At 48.0% G+C, this 14,888-nt stretch carries 16 protein-coding genes and 1 pseudogene; 12 read left to right on the top strand and 5 right to left on the bottom strand.

Going from position 1 to position 14,888, the window contains the following annotated elements; genetic code table 11:
- Positions 1 to 7: 7 nt before the first annotated feature.
- Complete coding sequence (gene tyrP, locus ACJHXA_RS08280; protein WP_000797560.1) at positions 8 to 1,219, bottom strand: tyrosine transporter TyrP; 1,212 nt, start codon at positions 1,217 to 1,219, stop codon at positions 8 to 10.
- A gap of 190 nt (positions 1,220 to 1,409) precedes the next feature.
- Here tyrP and ACJHXA_RS08275 point away from each other — a divergent pair, with 190 nt between their 5' ends.
- The gene (locus tag ACJHXA_RS08275; RefSeq protein ID WP_000377223.1) at positions 1,410 to 1,649 is read left to right on the top strand and encodes a YecH family metal-binding protein; all 240 of its coding nucleotides are present in this window, start codon (positions 1,410 to 1,412) and stop codon (positions 1,647 to 1,649) included.
- A 37-nt stretch (positions 1,650 to 1,686) separates the two neighbouring features.
- On the opposite strand, the pseudogene ftnA reads toward ACJHXA_RS08275, so the two are convergent.
- Both ftnA and ACJHXA_RS08265 read right to left on the bottom strand, forming a co-directional pair.
- A pseudogene (gene ftnA, locus ACJHXA_RS08270) lies at positions 1,687 to 2,275 on the bottom strand (non-heme ferritin).
- A gap of 170 nt (positions 2,276 to 2,445) precedes the next feature.
- Positions 2,446 to 2,769 (bottom strand): YecR-like lipofamily protein, encoded by a 324-nt coding sequence (locus ACJHXA_RS08265; RefSeq protein WP_001237869.1) that lies wholly within the window; start codon positions 2,767 to 2,769, stop codon positions 2,446 to 2,448.
- 263 nt (positions 2,770 to 3,032) lie between these two features.
- Between ACJHXA_RS08265 and azuC the strand changes: the two genes are divergently transcribed.
- Together azuC and yecJ are read left to right on the top strand one after the other, a co-directional pair.
- The gene (gene azuC / locus ACJHXA_RS08260) at positions 3,033 to 3,119 is read left to right on the top strand and encodes a stress response protein AzuC (RefSeq protein ID WP_010723106.1); all 87 of its coding nucleotides are present in this window, start codon (positions 3,033 to 3,035) and stop codon (positions 3,117 to 3,119) included.
- A 114-nt stretch (positions 3,120 to 3,233) separates the two neighbouring features.
- Positions 3,234 to 3,485 carry a DUF2766 family protein YecJ gene (yecJ, locus tag ACJHXA_RS08255; protein ID WP_000082127.1) on the top strand — a complete coding sequence of 84 codons (252 nt, stop codon included), beginning with the start codon at positions 3,234 to 3,236 and terminating at the stop codon, positions 3,483 to 3,485.
- A 78-nt stretch (positions 3,486 to 3,563) separates the two neighbouring features.
- Here yecJ and ACJHXA_RS08250 read toward each other — a convergent pair whose 3' ends face one another.
- The gene (locus ACJHXA_RS08250) at positions 3,564 to 4,067 is read right to left on the bottom strand and encodes a non-heme ferritin-like protein (RefSeq protein WP_000179469.1); all 504 of its coding nucleotides are present in this window, start codon (positions 4,065 to 4,067) and stop codon (positions 3,564 to 3,566) included.
- A 796-nt stretch (positions 4,068 to 4,863) separates the two neighbouring features.
- Between ACJHXA_RS08250 and araF the strand changes: the two genes are divergently transcribed.
- From araF to otsA, 5 genes are all read left to right on the top strand, one after another.
- Positions 4,864 to 5,853 (top strand): arabinose ABC transporter substrate-binding protein AraF, encoded by a 990-nt coding sequence (gene araF / locus ACJHXA_RS08245; protein WP_000548675.1) that lies wholly within the window; start codon positions 4,864 to 4,866, stop codon positions 5,851 to 5,853.
- 69 nt (positions 5,854 to 5,922) lie between these two features.
- The gene (gene araG / locus ACJHXA_RS08240) at positions 5,923 to 7,437 is read left to right on the top strand and encodes an arabinose ABC transporter ATP-binding protein AraG (RefSeq protein WP_001187810.1); all 1,515 of its coding nucleotides are present in this window, start codon (positions 5,923 to 5,925) and stop codon (positions 7,435 to 7,437) included.
- A gap of 14 nt (positions 7,438 to 7,451) precedes the next feature.
- The gene (gene araH / locus ACJHXA_RS08235; protein WP_000100203.1) at positions 7,452 to 8,438 is read left to right on the top strand and encodes an arabinose ABC transporter permease AraH; all 987 of its coding nucleotides are present in this window, start codon (positions 7,452 to 7,454) and stop codon (positions 8,436 to 8,438) included.
- A gap of 166 nt (positions 8,439 to 8,604) precedes the next feature.
- Entirely contained in the window at positions 8,605 to 9,405 is an 801-nt protein-coding gene (gene otsB / locus ACJHXA_RS08230; RefSeq protein WP_001295645.1) for a trehalose-phosphatase, read from the top strand.
- Positions 9,380 to 10,804 carry an alpha,alpha-trehalose-phosphate synthase gene (gene otsA, locus ACJHXA_RS08225; protein WP_001295646.1) on the top strand — a complete coding sequence of 475 codons (1,425 nt, stop codon included), beginning with the start codon at positions 9,380 to 9,382 and terminating at the stop codon, positions 10,802 to 10,804. Before otsB ends, otsA begins: the two co-directional genes overlap by 26 nt.
- A gap of 6 nt (positions 10,805 to 10,810) precedes the next feature.
- Here the strand turns inward: otsA and uspC are convergent, their stop codons facing one another.
- The gene (gene uspC / locus ACJHXA_RS08220; RefSeq protein WP_000122426.1) at positions 10,811 to 11,239 is read right to left on the bottom strand and encodes a universal stress protein UspC; all 429 of its coding nucleotides are present in this window, start codon (positions 11,237 to 11,239) and stop codon (positions 10,811 to 10,813) included.
- A gap of 779 nt (positions 11,240 to 12,018) precedes the next feature.
- Here uspC and flhD point away from each other — a divergent pair.
- The 4 genes from flhD (at position 12,019) to motB (ending at position 14,887) form a co-directional block, all read left to right on the top strand.
- A complete protein-coding gene (gene flhD, locus ACJHXA_RS08215) occupies positions 12,019 to 12,369 on the top strand; it encodes a flagellar transcriptional regulator FlhD (protein WP_001295647.1) in 351 nt (116 codons plus the stop codon).
- A 2-nt stretch (positions 12,370 to 12,371) separates the two neighbouring features.
- On the top strand, positions 12,372 to 12,950 hold the full coding sequence (flhC, locus tag ACJHXA_RS08210) for a flagellar transcriptional regulator FlhC (RefSeq protein ID WP_001291603.1): 579 nt from the start codon (positions 12,372 to 12,374) through the stop codon (positions 12,948 to 12,950).
- 126 nt (positions 12,951 to 13,076) lie between these two features.
- On the top strand, positions 13,077 to 13,964 hold the full coding sequence (motA, locus tag ACJHXA_RS08205) for a flagellar motor stator protein MotA (RefSeq protein WP_000906336.1): 888 nt from the start codon (positions 13,077 to 13,079) through the stop codon (positions 13,962 to 13,964).
- Positions 13,961 to 14,887, top strand: coding sequence for a flagellar motor protein MotB (gene motB / locus ACJHXA_RS08200; RefSeq protein WP_000795630.1), 927 nt, complete (start codon positions 13,961 to 13,963; stop codon positions 14,885 to 14,887). The genes motA and motB overlap by 4 nt, the downstream gene beginning before the upstream one ends.
- Position 14,888 lies beyond the last annotated feature (1 nt).

The following is a 14,888-nucleotide window of genomic DNA, read 5'->3' as shown; positions in this document are numbered from 1 at the left end:
TATCTGATCACCCCACTTCTGGTAACAACCCTGCCGCAATCAAAAATTGCACGCCAATCACAGCAATACCACAGAGAAACACCACCACCAGCGCCGGACGACCACCTTTGACCCGGTAACCCGCCTGAGGATTGTGCTTTCTGCTTTGCCAGGTCAACAGCGAAGGGATAATCAATGCCAGTACCGCCAGCGCCACACCGGCGTAACCCAGCGCCATCACAAATCCTCGTGGATAAAACAGTGCAAACGCCAACGGCGGCAGAAACGTAATTGCACCAGTTTGCAACCGTCCACCAACGGTATTTGAACGCTGAAATAAATCAGCCAGATAATCAAATAAGCCTAACGCAACGCCGAGAAATGACGTGGCGAGGGCTAAATCAGCAAATAAATGCACTGCCAGCTCAACATGCGGAGAGGCCACCATTTCGCGTAACGCCTGTAACAGCCCGTTTAATCCAGCATGATTAGCCAGCAATCCCATAAAGGTTGTTGAATCAATGCTGCCAAGCGTCGCCACCTGCCAGAAAATATATGCCACCAGGGGGATCGCACTACCGATTATAAACACCCAGCGTAGCTTACGAATGTTGCCATCCATATAGCTGACAATACTCGGCACGCTACCGTGAAAACCAAACGACGTAAAAATCACCGGGATTGCAGACAGAGCCAGCCCCTGTTGCAACGGCAGGGTTAAAAGATTCACTTTGTGAATATGCGGCAGCAGTAGTACCAGCATTACCACCAGAAAAATAATCTTGGCGCTGAACAGAAAACGGTTAAATAAATCGACCAGTGAAGTTCCGACACAAACCACGCCACCGGCAACAAAAGTGAACAACAGCACGCCAGCGGTTGCCGACATAGAAATACCTGTCCAGTCGCTGATGCTGGAGGCCAACAATTCACCGGCACCGCTGATGTATGCCGCAGTCAGAGCATACATTAAGAACATCATACTGAAGCCCGTCAGCCATTGACCGTAGCGTCCCAGATAGCGTTTTGCCAGCGTGCCAAGACCGGTATCTGCCGGAACATGCTGGTACACCTCCAGCAGTAATAGCGCCGTGTAGCACATCAACGCCCAAAGCCCAATCAACAAGATTAACGTGACGCTAAAACCAACACCTGCCGCAGCCAGCGGCATTGCCAGCATGCCTGCGCCAATTGTGGTTCCCGCCACGATAAAAACACTTCCCAGGGTTCTGTTTTTCACGCTTTCTTCTGTCCTGACGATCTTTATGAGTGATATCTGCGGCGCAGGTTAAGGCATAACGGCTGCTTCGTCAAACCGACGTTACATATGGTGTAAATATAAATGTACAATAAAAGCATTCAGTCCTGCGCTGGCGCAAAGTCTTCATAAGCGGTAATCGCTACGCTAGGCTTTTTTTTGAGGAGGAACGATGGACTCTATTCACGGTCATGAAGTGTTAAATATGATGATTGAATCAGGCGAGCAATATACGCATGCCAGTCTGGAAGCTGCGATTAAAGCGCGTTTTGGTGAACAGGCACGTTTTCACACCTGCTCGGCAGAAGGGATGACTGCGGGAGAGCTGGTAGCGTTTCTGGCAGCAAAAGGCAAATTTATACCTTCGGAAGACGGTTTTTCGACCGATCAGAGTAAGATTTGCCGTCACTGATTTGAAACGGCGGCAGTAAACCTGCCGCCGGAGAGCATTAGTTTTGTGTGTCGAGGGTAGAGAGTTCTTTGTCGATAAAATACAGACCTTCGCCGCTTTTGCCTGCCAGGCTTAATTTATCAATAATCGATTTGAACAGTTTCTCTTCTTCATGCTGCTCAGAAACATACCATTGCAGGAAATTAAATGTTGGGTAGTCCTGATTGGTCATTGCAGCATGAGCCAGTTCGTTAATTTTCTGGGTGATTAATTGTTCGTGTTTATAGGTTTCCTGGAATAATTCATCAAGTGAGGAATATTCAGCAAACGGAGATTCAACGGTATTAATACGCGGTAAATTGCCGGTATCAGTCAGGTAATCAAACAGACGCTGCATATGCGTCATCTCTTCCTGGGCGTGACGGCGCAGGAACGCGGCAGCACCTTAAATTGCCGGTATCAGTCAGGTAATCAAACAGACGCTGCATATGCGTCATCTCTTCCTGGGCGTGACGGCGCAGGAACGCGGCAGCACCTTCGAAGGTATGATAGCTGCACCAGGCGCTCATTTGCTGATAAAGCAGTGAAGAGTACAGTTCCAGGTTCATCTGCTCATTAAGTTTTTCAATCATTTCTGGTTTCAGCATGATAGTGCTCCACAAAGGTTATATTTGTTGCTGTGGCGTCACTATAATTTGTTATTTTATTATTTGCAAAAGGTAAAATATAAACTTCAATTATTAAAAATACGAATGGGAATAAAACGCATTACCGCTATTTCTTTAATCAGCGAAGATCCCCTCGCTGATTAAAATATTTAGAGAAAGACAGGGAAGGCGGAATGATGGCACTGATATGACAAAGTGAATTCCGTATTCAAACATAAGGAACCCGCAAAAAGGCTACAGTTGCCTACTGGCTGACCAAAGGGGACCGCGTGGGTATAGCCTTCCTGCTGGCATGCGCGATCGGCGATCCCGCGACTGACATAACGATCGGTATGGGCATGCTGCAAAAAAGCCTGGTCATAAACTAACCGTACAATACCTGTTGCCGCGTCAACTTCGCTCACATGGGCCTGGCGAGTAACCGTACACCCCGCCAGCGTTATTAATGAAAGAGTCAGAATCAGAAGTCTCATGGTCCAGCCAGAAGAGTAAGAGAAAGCACTATTTTACGCGTTACAGTGCTGCGACAATGGCCGGAAAAGACGCCTGGCAGGCGCTATTTCTTGCCATCTGTAGGTGTCAGAAATAGGGGGGGCTGTTTTTTGATTATCATTTTTATAACATTAAAGGGGTATTTATGTGATTTGTATCACATAAAGATTGATTTTTGTGATGGTTGTCATATTATAAGCGCAAAGACAATAACACCTGTATAACAAATGGTCGGAGTGCCGCGATGAAACTGCGCAAAATCCTGAAAAGTATGTTCAATAACTATTGCAAGACGTTCAAAGACGTACCGCCAGGCAATATGTTCCGATAACAAAAAACCTGCTCCGGCAGGTTTTTTTGTGTCCTGATGACGGTGGATGTGACTATCGCTGAAGATGTGAAGCCGCTACTATAACGGCTTTCAAAATGCTATCAGGAGTTTACGATGTCCCAGCCGCTGAATGCCGATCAGGAACTGGTTTCTGATGTGGTTGCTTGCCAGTTGGTTATCAAACAAATTCTGGATGTTCTCGATGTAATCGCGCCCGTTGAAGTTCGTGAAAAAATGTCCAGTCAGCTGAAGAATATCGACTTTACTAACCATCCCGCCGCCGCAGACCCGGTCACCATGCGGGCAATCCAAAAAGCCATCGCGCTTATTGAACTCAAGTTTACCCCACAGGGTGAATCCCATTAAAAAAAACGCTGCTTCAAACAGATGAGGCAGCGGTTTCTCAAAACCTTCATCGGCGCAATGCATTAGCGCCGATGATGATCAATGCAGCTGGTGTGACACGACATTCAGAACATGTTGGTCGGTCTGCACAGGGCACATACCCGCAAGTTTCGCACTGCGCACTTCATCAAGAATGGTTTGCAGCAACAGACCATCATGCTGCTGTTCTTTTTCCAGATCGCGCAGGAAATTGACGGTTGAATCATCATTCAGTTCTTTCGCTTCATCGGCTAACTGTGCCAACGTACTAGAACGTTGCTCGTATTCTTCCATCGTTTTTTGGAACAGTTCTTCCAGAGAGTTCAGTTTTTCACCGGGAACATCAATGGCTTTAACGATGGGGGTAGCGCCGACACTCTTCATAAAGTTAAACATGCGCATCATTTGGGTCACATTACTCTGTGCCTGGGCGCGAAGGAAAGTGGCGGTGCCGTTCAGACTCTGTTCAGAACACCAGTTACTCAGGTGAAGGTAGAGATTGGATGCGTAAAACTCGCGGTTCATTTGAGAGTTGAGTTTGAGAAGCATTCCAGCGGTTGCCATACCTAATATCCTTATATCCAGAAGTGGAGAGGTGCAAGATAAATCAAAACACCATAATTACTGTTTGCAGAATAATTCCTTTCTGCCGGTCCGAAATGTGATCGTGGAGTCAATTCTGACGATGATCTGAAATAAGAATAACGTCTGAAGGGGTATAAGAAAATGCTTAAATCATCAAGTTTATATATTTTTACATTTCATTGATGAAATCAATGTAACTGCAATGAATTTTAATGATAGTGCTTTTTGTATCTTATTGATATTAATCAATGAATTTGAATTCATGATGAAGTGATGATTTTATAAAACGTTTTTTCATTTTTGCGAGATGGCTCTCATTATACGTGTTCTGTTAATTAATGAGCACAGTGATAATTAATGGCGAAATGAATGACGTGCATTTTCCACATCTTTGAGTTGCGGTTATTACACCATTTCAAAAACTCAACGCCAGGTAATGCGGCCTATTGACTGGTTAAAAAGAAGACATCCCGCATGGGTACCAAAGACAACAAGGATTTCCAGGCTAATCTTATGGATTAATCTGCTGTGCATTCGACAATTTGTCTGACAAATTGGCTTTCCCTTATGTCTTTTCCCGCTAAATTTATGCACGTTCTCACTGTAATTCTGCGATGTGATATTGCTCTCCTATGGAGAATTAATTTCTCGCTAAAACTATGTCAACACGGTCACTTATCTTTTAGATAAAAGGTAATGCTTTGTTTTCCGATTAATTTAACGAAAGTCATTCGTTTTTGCCCTACACAAAACGACACTAAAGCTGGAGAGAACCATGCACAAATTTACTAAAGCCCTGGCAGCCATTGGTCTGGCAGCCGTTATGTCACAATCCGCTATGGCGGAGAACCTGAAGCTCGGTTTTCTGGTGAAGCAACCGGAAGAGCCGTGGTTCCAGACCGAATGGAAGTTTGCCGATAAAGCCGGGAAGGATTTAGGGTTTGAGGTTATTAAGATTGCCGTGCCGGATGGCGAAAAAACATTGAACGCGATCGACAGCCTGGCTGCCAGTGGCGCAAAAGGTTTCGTTATTTGTACTCCGGACCCCAAACTCGGCTCTGCCATCGTCGCGAAAGCGCGTGGCTACGATATGAAAGTCATTGCCGTGGATGACCAGTTTGTTAACGCCAAAGGTAAGCCAATGGATACCGTTCCGCTGGTGATGATGGCGGCGACTAAAATTGGCGAACGTCAGGGCCAGGAACTGTATAAAGAGATGCAGAAACGTGGCTGGGATGTCAAAGAAAGCGCGGTGATGGCGATTACCGCCAACGAACTGGATACCGCCCGCCGCCGTACTACGGGATCTATGGATGCGCTGAAAGCGGCCGGATTCCCGGAAAAACAAATTTATCAGGTACCTACCAAATCTAACGACATCCCGGGGGCATTTGACGCTGCCAACTCAATGCTGGTTCAACATCCGGAAGTTAAACATTGGCTGATCGTCGGTATGAACGACAGCACCGTGCTGGGCGGCGTACGCGCGACGGAAGGTCAGGGCTTTAAAGCGGCCGATATCATCGGCATTGGCATTAACGGTGTGGATGCGGTGAGCGAACTGTCTAAAGCACAGGCAACCGGCTTCTACGGTTCCCTGCTGCCAAGCCCGGACGTACATGGCTATAAATCCAGCGAAATGCTTTACAACTGGGTAGCAAAAGACGTTGAACCGCCAAAATTTACCGAAGTTACCGACGTGGTACTGATCACGCGTGACAACTTTAAAGAAGAACTGGAGAAAAAAGGTTTAGGCGGTAAGTAATTTGCCGGAAAAATTCCCCTCTGCATGATGCAGAGGGGGTGTGAACGACCAGTGATTCACGGAGACGTTATGCAACAGTCTACCCCGTATCTCTCATTTCGCGGCATCGGTAAAACGTTTCCCGGCGTTAAGGCGCTGACGGATATTAGTTTTGACTGCTATGCCGGTCAGGTTCATGCGTTGATGGGTGAAAATGGCGCAGGAAAATCAACTCTCTTAAAAATCCTCAGCGGCAACTATGCGCCAACCACGGGTTCTGTAGTGATTAATGGGCAGGAAATGTCCTTTTCCGACACGACCGCAGCACTTAATGCGGGTGTGGCGATTATTTACCAGGAACTGCATCTCGTGCCGGAAATGACCGTCGCGGAAAACATCTATCTCGGCCAGCTGCCGCATAAAGGCGGCATTGTGAATCGCTCATTGCTGAATTATGAGGCGGGTTTACAACTTAAACATCTTGGTATGGATATTGACCCGGACACGCCGCTGAAATATCTCTCCATTGGTCAGTGGCAGATGGTTGAAATCGCCAAGGCGCTGGCGCGTAACGCTAAAATTATCGCCTTTGATGAGCCAACCAGCTCCCTTTCTGCCCGCGAAATCGACAATCTTTTCCGCGTTATTCGTGAACTGCGAAAAGAGGGGCGGGTGATCTTATACGTTTCTCACCGTATGGAAGAAATATTTGCCCTCAGCGATGCCATCACTGTCTTTAAAGATGGACGTTATGTCAAAACCTTTACCGATATGCAGCAGGTTGACCACGACGCGCTGGTGCAGGCGATGGTCGGGCGCGACATTGGCGATATCTACGGCTGGCAACCTCGTAGTTATGGCGAGGAGCGCCTGCGTCTTGATGCTGTGAAAGCACCAGGCGTGCGTACGCCAATAAGTCTGGCGGTTCGCAGTGGTGAAATTGTTGGGCTGTTTGGTCTGGTAGGAGCGGGGCGTAGCGAATTAATGAAAGGCTTGTTTGGCGGGACGCAAATCACCGCCGGTCAGGTTTATATCGACCAACAGCCGATCGATATTCGTAAACCGAGCCACGCCATTGCCGCAGGCATGATGCTCTGCCCGGAAGATCGCAAAGCGGAAGGCATTATTCCCGTGCACTCCGTTCGCGACAATATCAACATCAGTGCCAGACGTAAACATGTGCTCGGCGGTTGTGTAATCAACAACGGTTGGGAAGAAAACAATGCCGATCACCACATTCGTTCGCTCAACATCAAAACGCCGGGCGCTGAGCAACTGATCATGAATCTCTCAGGCGGAAATCAGCAAAAAGCCATTCTGGGCCGCTGGTTATCGGAAGAGATGAAGGTCATTTTGCTGGATGAACCTACGCGCGGCATTGATGTTGGTGCTAAGCATGAAATTTACAACGTGATTTATGCGCTGGCGGCGCAGGGTGTGGCGGTGCTGTTTGCCTCCAGCGACTTACCTGAAGTCCTCGGCGTTGCCGACCGGATTGTGGTGATGCGGGAAGGTGAAATCGCCGGTGAATTGTTACACGAGCAGGCAGATGAGCGTCAGGCACTGAGCCTTGCGATGCCTAAAGTCAGCCAGGCAGTTGCCTGAGTAAGGAGAGTATGATGTCTTCTGTTTCTACATCGGGGTCTGGCGCACCTAAGTCGTCATTCAGCTTCGGGCGTATCTGGGATCAGTACGGCATGCTGGTGGTGTTTGCGGTGCTCTTTATCGCCTGTGCCATTTTTGTCCCAAATTTTGCCACCTTCATTAATATGAAAGGGTTGGGCCTGGCAATTTCCATGTCGGGGATGGTGGCGTGTGGCATGTTGTTCTGCCTTGCTTCCGGTGACTTTGACCTTTCTGTCGCCTCCGTAATTGCCTGTGCGGGTGTCACCACGGCGGTGGTTATCAACCTGACTGAAAGCCTGTGGATTGGCGTGGCAGCGGGGTTGCTGCTTGGCATTCTCTGTGGCCTGGTCAATGGCTTTGTTATCGCCAAACTGAAAATAAATGCTCTGATCACAACACTGGCAACGATGCAGATTGTTCGAGGTCTGGCGTACATCATTTCAGACGGTAAAGCGGTCGGTATCGAAGATGAAAGCTTCTTTGCCCTTGGTTACGCTAACTGGTTCGGTCTGCCTGCGCCAATCTGGCTCACCGTCGCGTGTCTGATTATCTTTGGTTTGTTGCTGAATAAAACCACCTTTGGTCGTAACACCCTGGCGATTGGCGGGAACGAAGAGGCTGCGCGTCTGGCGGGTGTACCGGTTGTTCGCACCAAAATTATTATCTTTGTTCTCTCTGGCCTGGTATCTGCGATAGCCGGAATTATTCTGGCTTCACGTATGACTAGTGGGCAGCCAATGACGTCGATTGGTTATGAGCTTATTGTTATCTCCGCCTGCGTTTTAGGTGGCGTTTCTCTGAAAGGTGGCATCGGAAAAATCTCATATGTGGTGGCGGGTATCTTAATTTTAGGCACCGTGGAAAACGCCATGAACCTGCTTAATATTTCTCCTTTCGCGCAGTACGTGGTTCGCGGCTTAATCCTGCTGGCAGCGGTGATCTTCGACCGTTACAAGCAAAAAGCGAAACGCACTGTCTGATGCTTTTTTCCACAACAATTTAACGTTTTTTCCCACCACAGCCAGCCGCCACAACGGTTGGCTGTTCTTCATTGCAAATGGCGACCCCCGTCACACTGTCTATACTTACATGTCTGTAAAGCGCGTTCTGCGCAAAACAATAAGAAAAGAGAAGGAGGAGAGCCGGGTGACAGAACCGTTAACCGAAACCCCTGAACTATCCGCGAAATATGCCTGGTTTTTTGATCTTGATGGAACGCTGGCGGAAATCAAACCGCATCCCGATCAGGTCGTCGTGCCTGACAATATTCTGCAAGGACTACAGCTACTGGCAACCGCAAGTGATGGTGCATTGGCATTGATATCAGGGCGCTCAATGGTGGAGCTTGACGCACTGGCAAAACCTTATCGCTTCCCGTTAGCGGGCGTGCATGGGGCGGAGCGCCGTGACATCAATGGTAAAACACATATCGTTCATCTGCCGGATGCGATTGCGCGTGATATTAGCGTGCAACTGCATACAGTCATCGCTCAGTATCCCGGCGCGGAGCTGGAGGCGAAAGGGATGGCTTTTGCGCTGCATTATCGTCAGGCTCCGCAGCATGAAGACGCATTAATGACATTAGCGCAACGTATTACTCAGATCTGGCCACAAATGGCGTTACAGCAGGGAAAGTGTGTTGTCGAGATCAAACCGAGAGGTACCAGTAAAGGTGAGGCAATTGCAGCTTTTATGCAGGAAGCTCCCTTTATCGGGCGAACGCCCGTATTTCTGGGCGATGATTTAACCGATGAATCTGGCTTCGCAGTCGTTAACCGACTGGGCGGAATGTCAGTAAAAATTGGCACAGGTGCAACTCAGGCATCATGGCGACTGGCGGGTGTGCCGGATGTCTGGAGCTGGCTTGAAATGATAACCACCGCATTACAACAAAAAAGAGAAAATAACAGGAGTGATGACTATGAGTCGTTTAGTCGTAGTATCTAACCGGATTGCACCACCAGACGAGCACGCCGCCAGTGCCGGTGGCCTTGCCGTTGGCATACTGGGGGCACTGAAAGCCGCAGGCGGACTGTGGTTTGGCTGGAGTGGTGAAACAGGGAATGAGGATCAGCCGCTAAAAAAGGTGAAAAAAGGTAACATTACGTGGGCCTCTTTTAACCTCAGCGAACAGGACCTTGACGAATACTACAACCAATTCTCCAATGCCGTTCTCTGGCCCGCTTTTCATTATCGGCTCGATCTGGTGCAATTTCAGCGTCCTGCCTGGGACGGCTATCTACGCGTAAATGCGTTGCTGGCAGATAAATTACTGCCGCTGTTGCAAGACGATGACATTATCTGGATCCACGATTATCACCTGTTGCCATTTGCGCATGAATTACGCAAACGGGGAGTGAATAATCGCATTGGTTTCTTTCTGCATATTCCTTTCCCGACACCGGAAATCTTCAACGCGCTGCCGACATATGACACCTTGCTTGAACAGCTTTGTGATTATGATTTGCTGGGTTTCCAGACAGAAAACGATCGTCTGGCGTTCCTGGATTGTCTTTCTAACCTGACCCGCGTCACGACACGTAGCGCAAAAAGCCATACAGCCTGGGGCAAAGCATTTCGAACAGAAGTCTACCCGATCGGCATTGAACCGAAAGAAATAGCCAAACAGGCTGCCGGGCCACTGCCGCCAAAACTGGCGCAACTTAAAGCGGAACTGAAAAACGTACAAAATATCTTTTCTGTCGAACGGCTGGATTATTCCAAAGGTTTGCCAGAGCGTTTTCTCGCCTATGAAGCGTTGCTGGAAAAATATCCGCAGCATCATGGTAAAATTCGTTATACCCAGATTGCACCAACGTCGCGTGGTGATGTGCAAGCCTATCAGGATATTCGTCATCAGCTCGAAAATGAAGCTGGACGAATTAATGGTAAATACGGGCAATTAGGCTGGACGCCGCTTTATTATTTGAATCAGCATTTTGACCGTAAATTACTGATGAAAATATTCCGCTACTCTGACGTGGGCTTAGTGACGCCACTGCGTGACGGGATGAACCTGGTAGCAAAAGAGTATGTTGCTGCTCAGGACCCAGCCAACCCGGGCGTTCTTGTTCTTTCGCAATTTGCGGGAGCGGCAAACGAGTTAACGTCGGCGTTAATTGTTAACCCCTACGATCGTGACGAAGTTGCAGCTGCGCTGGATCGTGCATTGACTATGTCGCTGGCGGAACGTATTTCCCGTCATGCAGAAATGCTGGACGTTATCGTGAAAAACGATATTAACCACTGGCAGGAGTGCTTCATTAGCGACCTAAAGCAGATAGTTCCGCGAAGCGCGGAAAGCCAGCAGCGCGATAAAGTTGCTACCTTTCCAAAGCTTGCGTAGGAGCGGTTAATCACCCGTAAGTGGAACTAACAGCACATCGACCTCACTTGAGGCAATCACTCTTTTCGCCGAGCAGGATGCTCGCGAAAAGAAACTGTGATTGTGATTACCGCAAATCACCAAATCGAAATGATGTTTGTGACATACTTCCAGAATATGTTCGCTTAACTCACCGTAGGCAATAAACGTCTTGTCAACGGGATACCCCGCATCCTGAATTAACTTATCAAGAAAGCTTTGCGTTTCTTCTTGCATCACGCTGCGTAAATCTTCAAGCATCGGCGCGGCTAATTGATTGTACATTTCCGGGTCGGAAGCGAGAGTAATTAAACTGATGTGTCCCTTTACTGGCCTGGCGATAGATACCGCTTTTGCCAGCAGTTGCTGACTTTCCGGTGTAACCGCAACAGCGACAAGAATATTGCTATAGCTCATAACCTGTTCCTTATTCTGTGAACTTCAGGTGACATTAAAGCTTTACTCCTAATGGAGAAACGACGCAATCCCAACTCGGTCAAACAGGTAAATATTAGTCTGATTATTAGTAAAGACAATTAATCAATCACTCCCGGTGATCATATAATTTCAAATGTAATTATAAGAAAATAGTGTACTGATTCTCCGCATTAAACAAGTGGTTAATATATGTAAAACATTTCATTAACATTAAGTTGATTGTTGCCTTTCTTTGTATTTAATTAGTTTGTTGTGCGGTAAGTGTCTGTTTAAAAATAGCTTATCTGGTATTGCATGAAAGTGATTATTTATAGCAGATGATTATTTACGGTGAGTTATTTTAACTGTGCGCAACATCCCATTTCGATTATTCCTGTTTCATTTTTGCTTGCTAGCGTAGCGAAAAACTTTTTAACAGATTGAAATACACCCAAAACAAAAGTATGACTTATACATTTATGTTAAGTAATTGAGTGTTTTGTGTGATCTGCATCACACATTATTGAAAATCGCAGCCCCCCTCCGTTGTATGTGCGTGTAGTGACGAGTACAGTTGCGTCGATTTAGGAAAAATCTTAGATAAGTGTAAAGACCCATTTCTATTTGTAAGGACATATTAAACCAAAAAGGTGGTTCTGCTTATTGCAGCTTATCGCAACTATTCTAATGCTAATTATTTTTTACCGGGGCTTCCCGGCGACATCACGGGGTGCGGTGAAACCGCATAAAAATAAAGTTGGTTATTCTGGGTGGGAATAATGCATACCTCCGAGTTGCTGAAACACATTTATGACATCAACTTGTCATATTTACTACTTGCACAGCGTTTGATTGTTCAGGACAAAGCGTCCGCTATGTTTCGTCTCGGCATAAATGAAGAAATGGCGACAACGTTAGCGGCACTGACTCTTCCGCAAATGGTTAAGCTGGCAGAAACCAATCAACTGGTTTGTCACTTCCGTTTTGACAGCCACCAGACGATTACTCAGTTGACGCAAGATTCCCGCGTTGACGATCTCCAGCAAATTCATACCGGCATCATGCTCTCAACACGCTTGCTGAATGATGTTAATCAGCCTGAAGAAGCGCTGCGCAAGAAAAGGGCCTGATCATGAGTGAAAAAAGCATTGTTCAGGAAGCGCGGGATATTCAGCTGGCAATGGAATTGATCACCCTGGGCGCTCGTTTGCAGATGCTGGAAAGCGAAACACAGTTAAGTCGCGGACGCCTGATAAAACTTTATAAAGAACTGCGCGGAAGCCCACCGCCGAAAGGCATGCTGCCATTCTCAACCGACTGGTTTATGACCTGGGAACAAAACGTTCATGCTTCGATGTTCTGTAATGCATGGCAGTTTTTACTGAAAACCGGTTTGTGTAATGGCGTCGATGCGGTGATCAAAGCCTACCGTTTATACCTTGAACAGTGCCCACAAGCAGAAGAAGGACCACTGCTGGCATTAACCCGTGCCTGGACATTGGTGCGGTTTGTTGAAAGTGGATTACTGCAACTTTCCAGCTGCAACTGCTGCGGCGGCAATTTTATTACCCACGCTCACCAGCCTGTTGGCAGCTTTGCCTGCAGCTTATGTCAACCGCCATCCCGGGCAGTAAAAAGACGTAAACTTTCCCAGAATCCTGCCGATATTATCCCACAACTGCTGGATGAACAGAGAGTACAGGCTGTTTAACTGATACGGTGAGGCGCAACATTCCAGCAGCGGTAACGACGTACCGCTGCTTTTTTTTGCCCCAATCGCGCGTTAACGCCTGACGACTGAACATCCTGTCATGGTCAACAGTGGAAGGATGATGTCGTGCTTATCTTATTAGGTTACCTGGTTGTTCTCGGTACAGTTTTCGGCGGTTATTTGATGACCGGTGGAAGCCTTGGAGCACTCTATCAACCCGCTGAACTGGTGATTATTGCCGGTGCAGGGATTGGGTCGTTTATCGTCGGCAATAATGGCAAAGCGATTAAAGGCACGCTGAAGGCGCTGCCGTTGCTGTTTCGTCGCTCCAAATACACCAAAGCAATGTATATGGATCTGCTGGCTCTGCTTTATCGGTTGATGGCGAAATCGCGGCAGATGGGGATGTTTTCGCTGGAACGTGATATTGAAAATCCCCGTGAGAGCGAGATCTTCGCCAGCTACCCACGCATCCTCGCGGATAGCGTCATGCTTGATTTTATCGTCGATTATCTGCGTCTGATTATCAGCGGTCATATGAACACCTTCGAAATCGAAGCCCTGATGGATGAAGAGATTGAGACGCACGAAAGCGAGGCAGAAGTCCCGGCGAACAGTCTGGCGCTGGTCGGGGACTCACTTCCGGCGTTTGGTATTGTCGCGGCTGTAATGGGGGTCGTTCACGCGTTAGGTTCAGCCGATCGTCCTGCCGCCGAGCTGGGTGCGCTTATCGCACATGCGATGGTGGGGACTTTCCTCGGCATTTTATTGGCTTACGGATTTATTTCCCCATTAGCGAGTGTTTTACGTCAGAAAAGCGCCGAAACCAGCAAAATGATGCAGTGCGTCAAAGTCACTCTGCTTTCTAATCTGAACGGTTACGCACCGCCTATCGCCGTTGAGTTTGGTCGCAAAACGCTCTATTCCAGCGAACGTCCGTCGTTTATTGAACTGGAAGAGCATGTGCGTGCGGTGAAAAATCCGCAACAACAGACGACAACCGAGGAAGCATGAAGAATCAAGCGCATCCGATTATTGTCGTCAAACGACGCAAAGCCAAAAGCCACGGGGCAGCACATGGATCGTGGAAGATTGCTTATGCCGACTTTATGACTGCGATGATGGCCTTTTTTCTGGTGATGTGGCTGATCTCCATCTCCAGCCCAAAAGAGCTGATTCAGATTGCGGAGTACTTCCGGACTCCACTGGCGACTGCGGTTACGGGCGGCGATCGCATTTCTAATAGTGAAAGCCCAATTCCCGGCGGTGGTGATGATTACACCCAAAGCCAGGGGGAAGTGAATAAGCAGCCGAACATCGAAGAGTTGAAAAAACGCATGGAGCAAAGTCGATTGCGGAAATTGCGGGGTGATCTCGACCAGTTGATAGAGTCCGATCCGAAACTGCGGGCGTTGCGTCCACATCTCAAAATCGATCTGGTCCAGGAAGGTCTACGTATTCAGATCATCGATAGCCAGAATCGCCCGATGTTTAGAACCGGCAGTGCCGATGTCGAACCCTATATGCGCGACATTCTGCGCGCCATCGCGCCTGTACTGAACGGTATTCCCAACCGTATTAGCCTTTCAGGTCATACCGATGATTTTCCCTACGCCAGCGGTGAGAAAGGTTACAGCAACTGGGAGCTTTCTGCCGATCGGGCCAATGCATCCCGCCGCGAACTGATGGTCGGCGGGTTGGATAGCGGCAAAGTGTTACGTGTTGTCGGCATGGCGGCAACGATGCGCTTAAGCGATCGCGGACCTGATGATGCCGTCAACCGTCGCATCAGCCTGCTGGTACTGAACAAACAAGCCGAACAGGCCATTTTGCATGAAAACGCCGAAAGCCAGAATGAGCCAGTAAGCGCCCTGGAAAAACCTGAGGTTGCACCACAGGTCAGTGTTCCCACAATGCCATCAGCCGAACCGAGGTGAC

It is taken from the genome of Escherichia sp. WS33, from assembly GCF_046486385.1.
Lineage (GTDB): Bacteria > Pseudomonadota > Gammaproteobacteria > Enterobacterales > Enterobacteriaceae > ECMA0423.
Note: the sequence above shows the minus strand (reverse complement) of the source record. Positions and strands in the feature narration are given on the sequence as shown.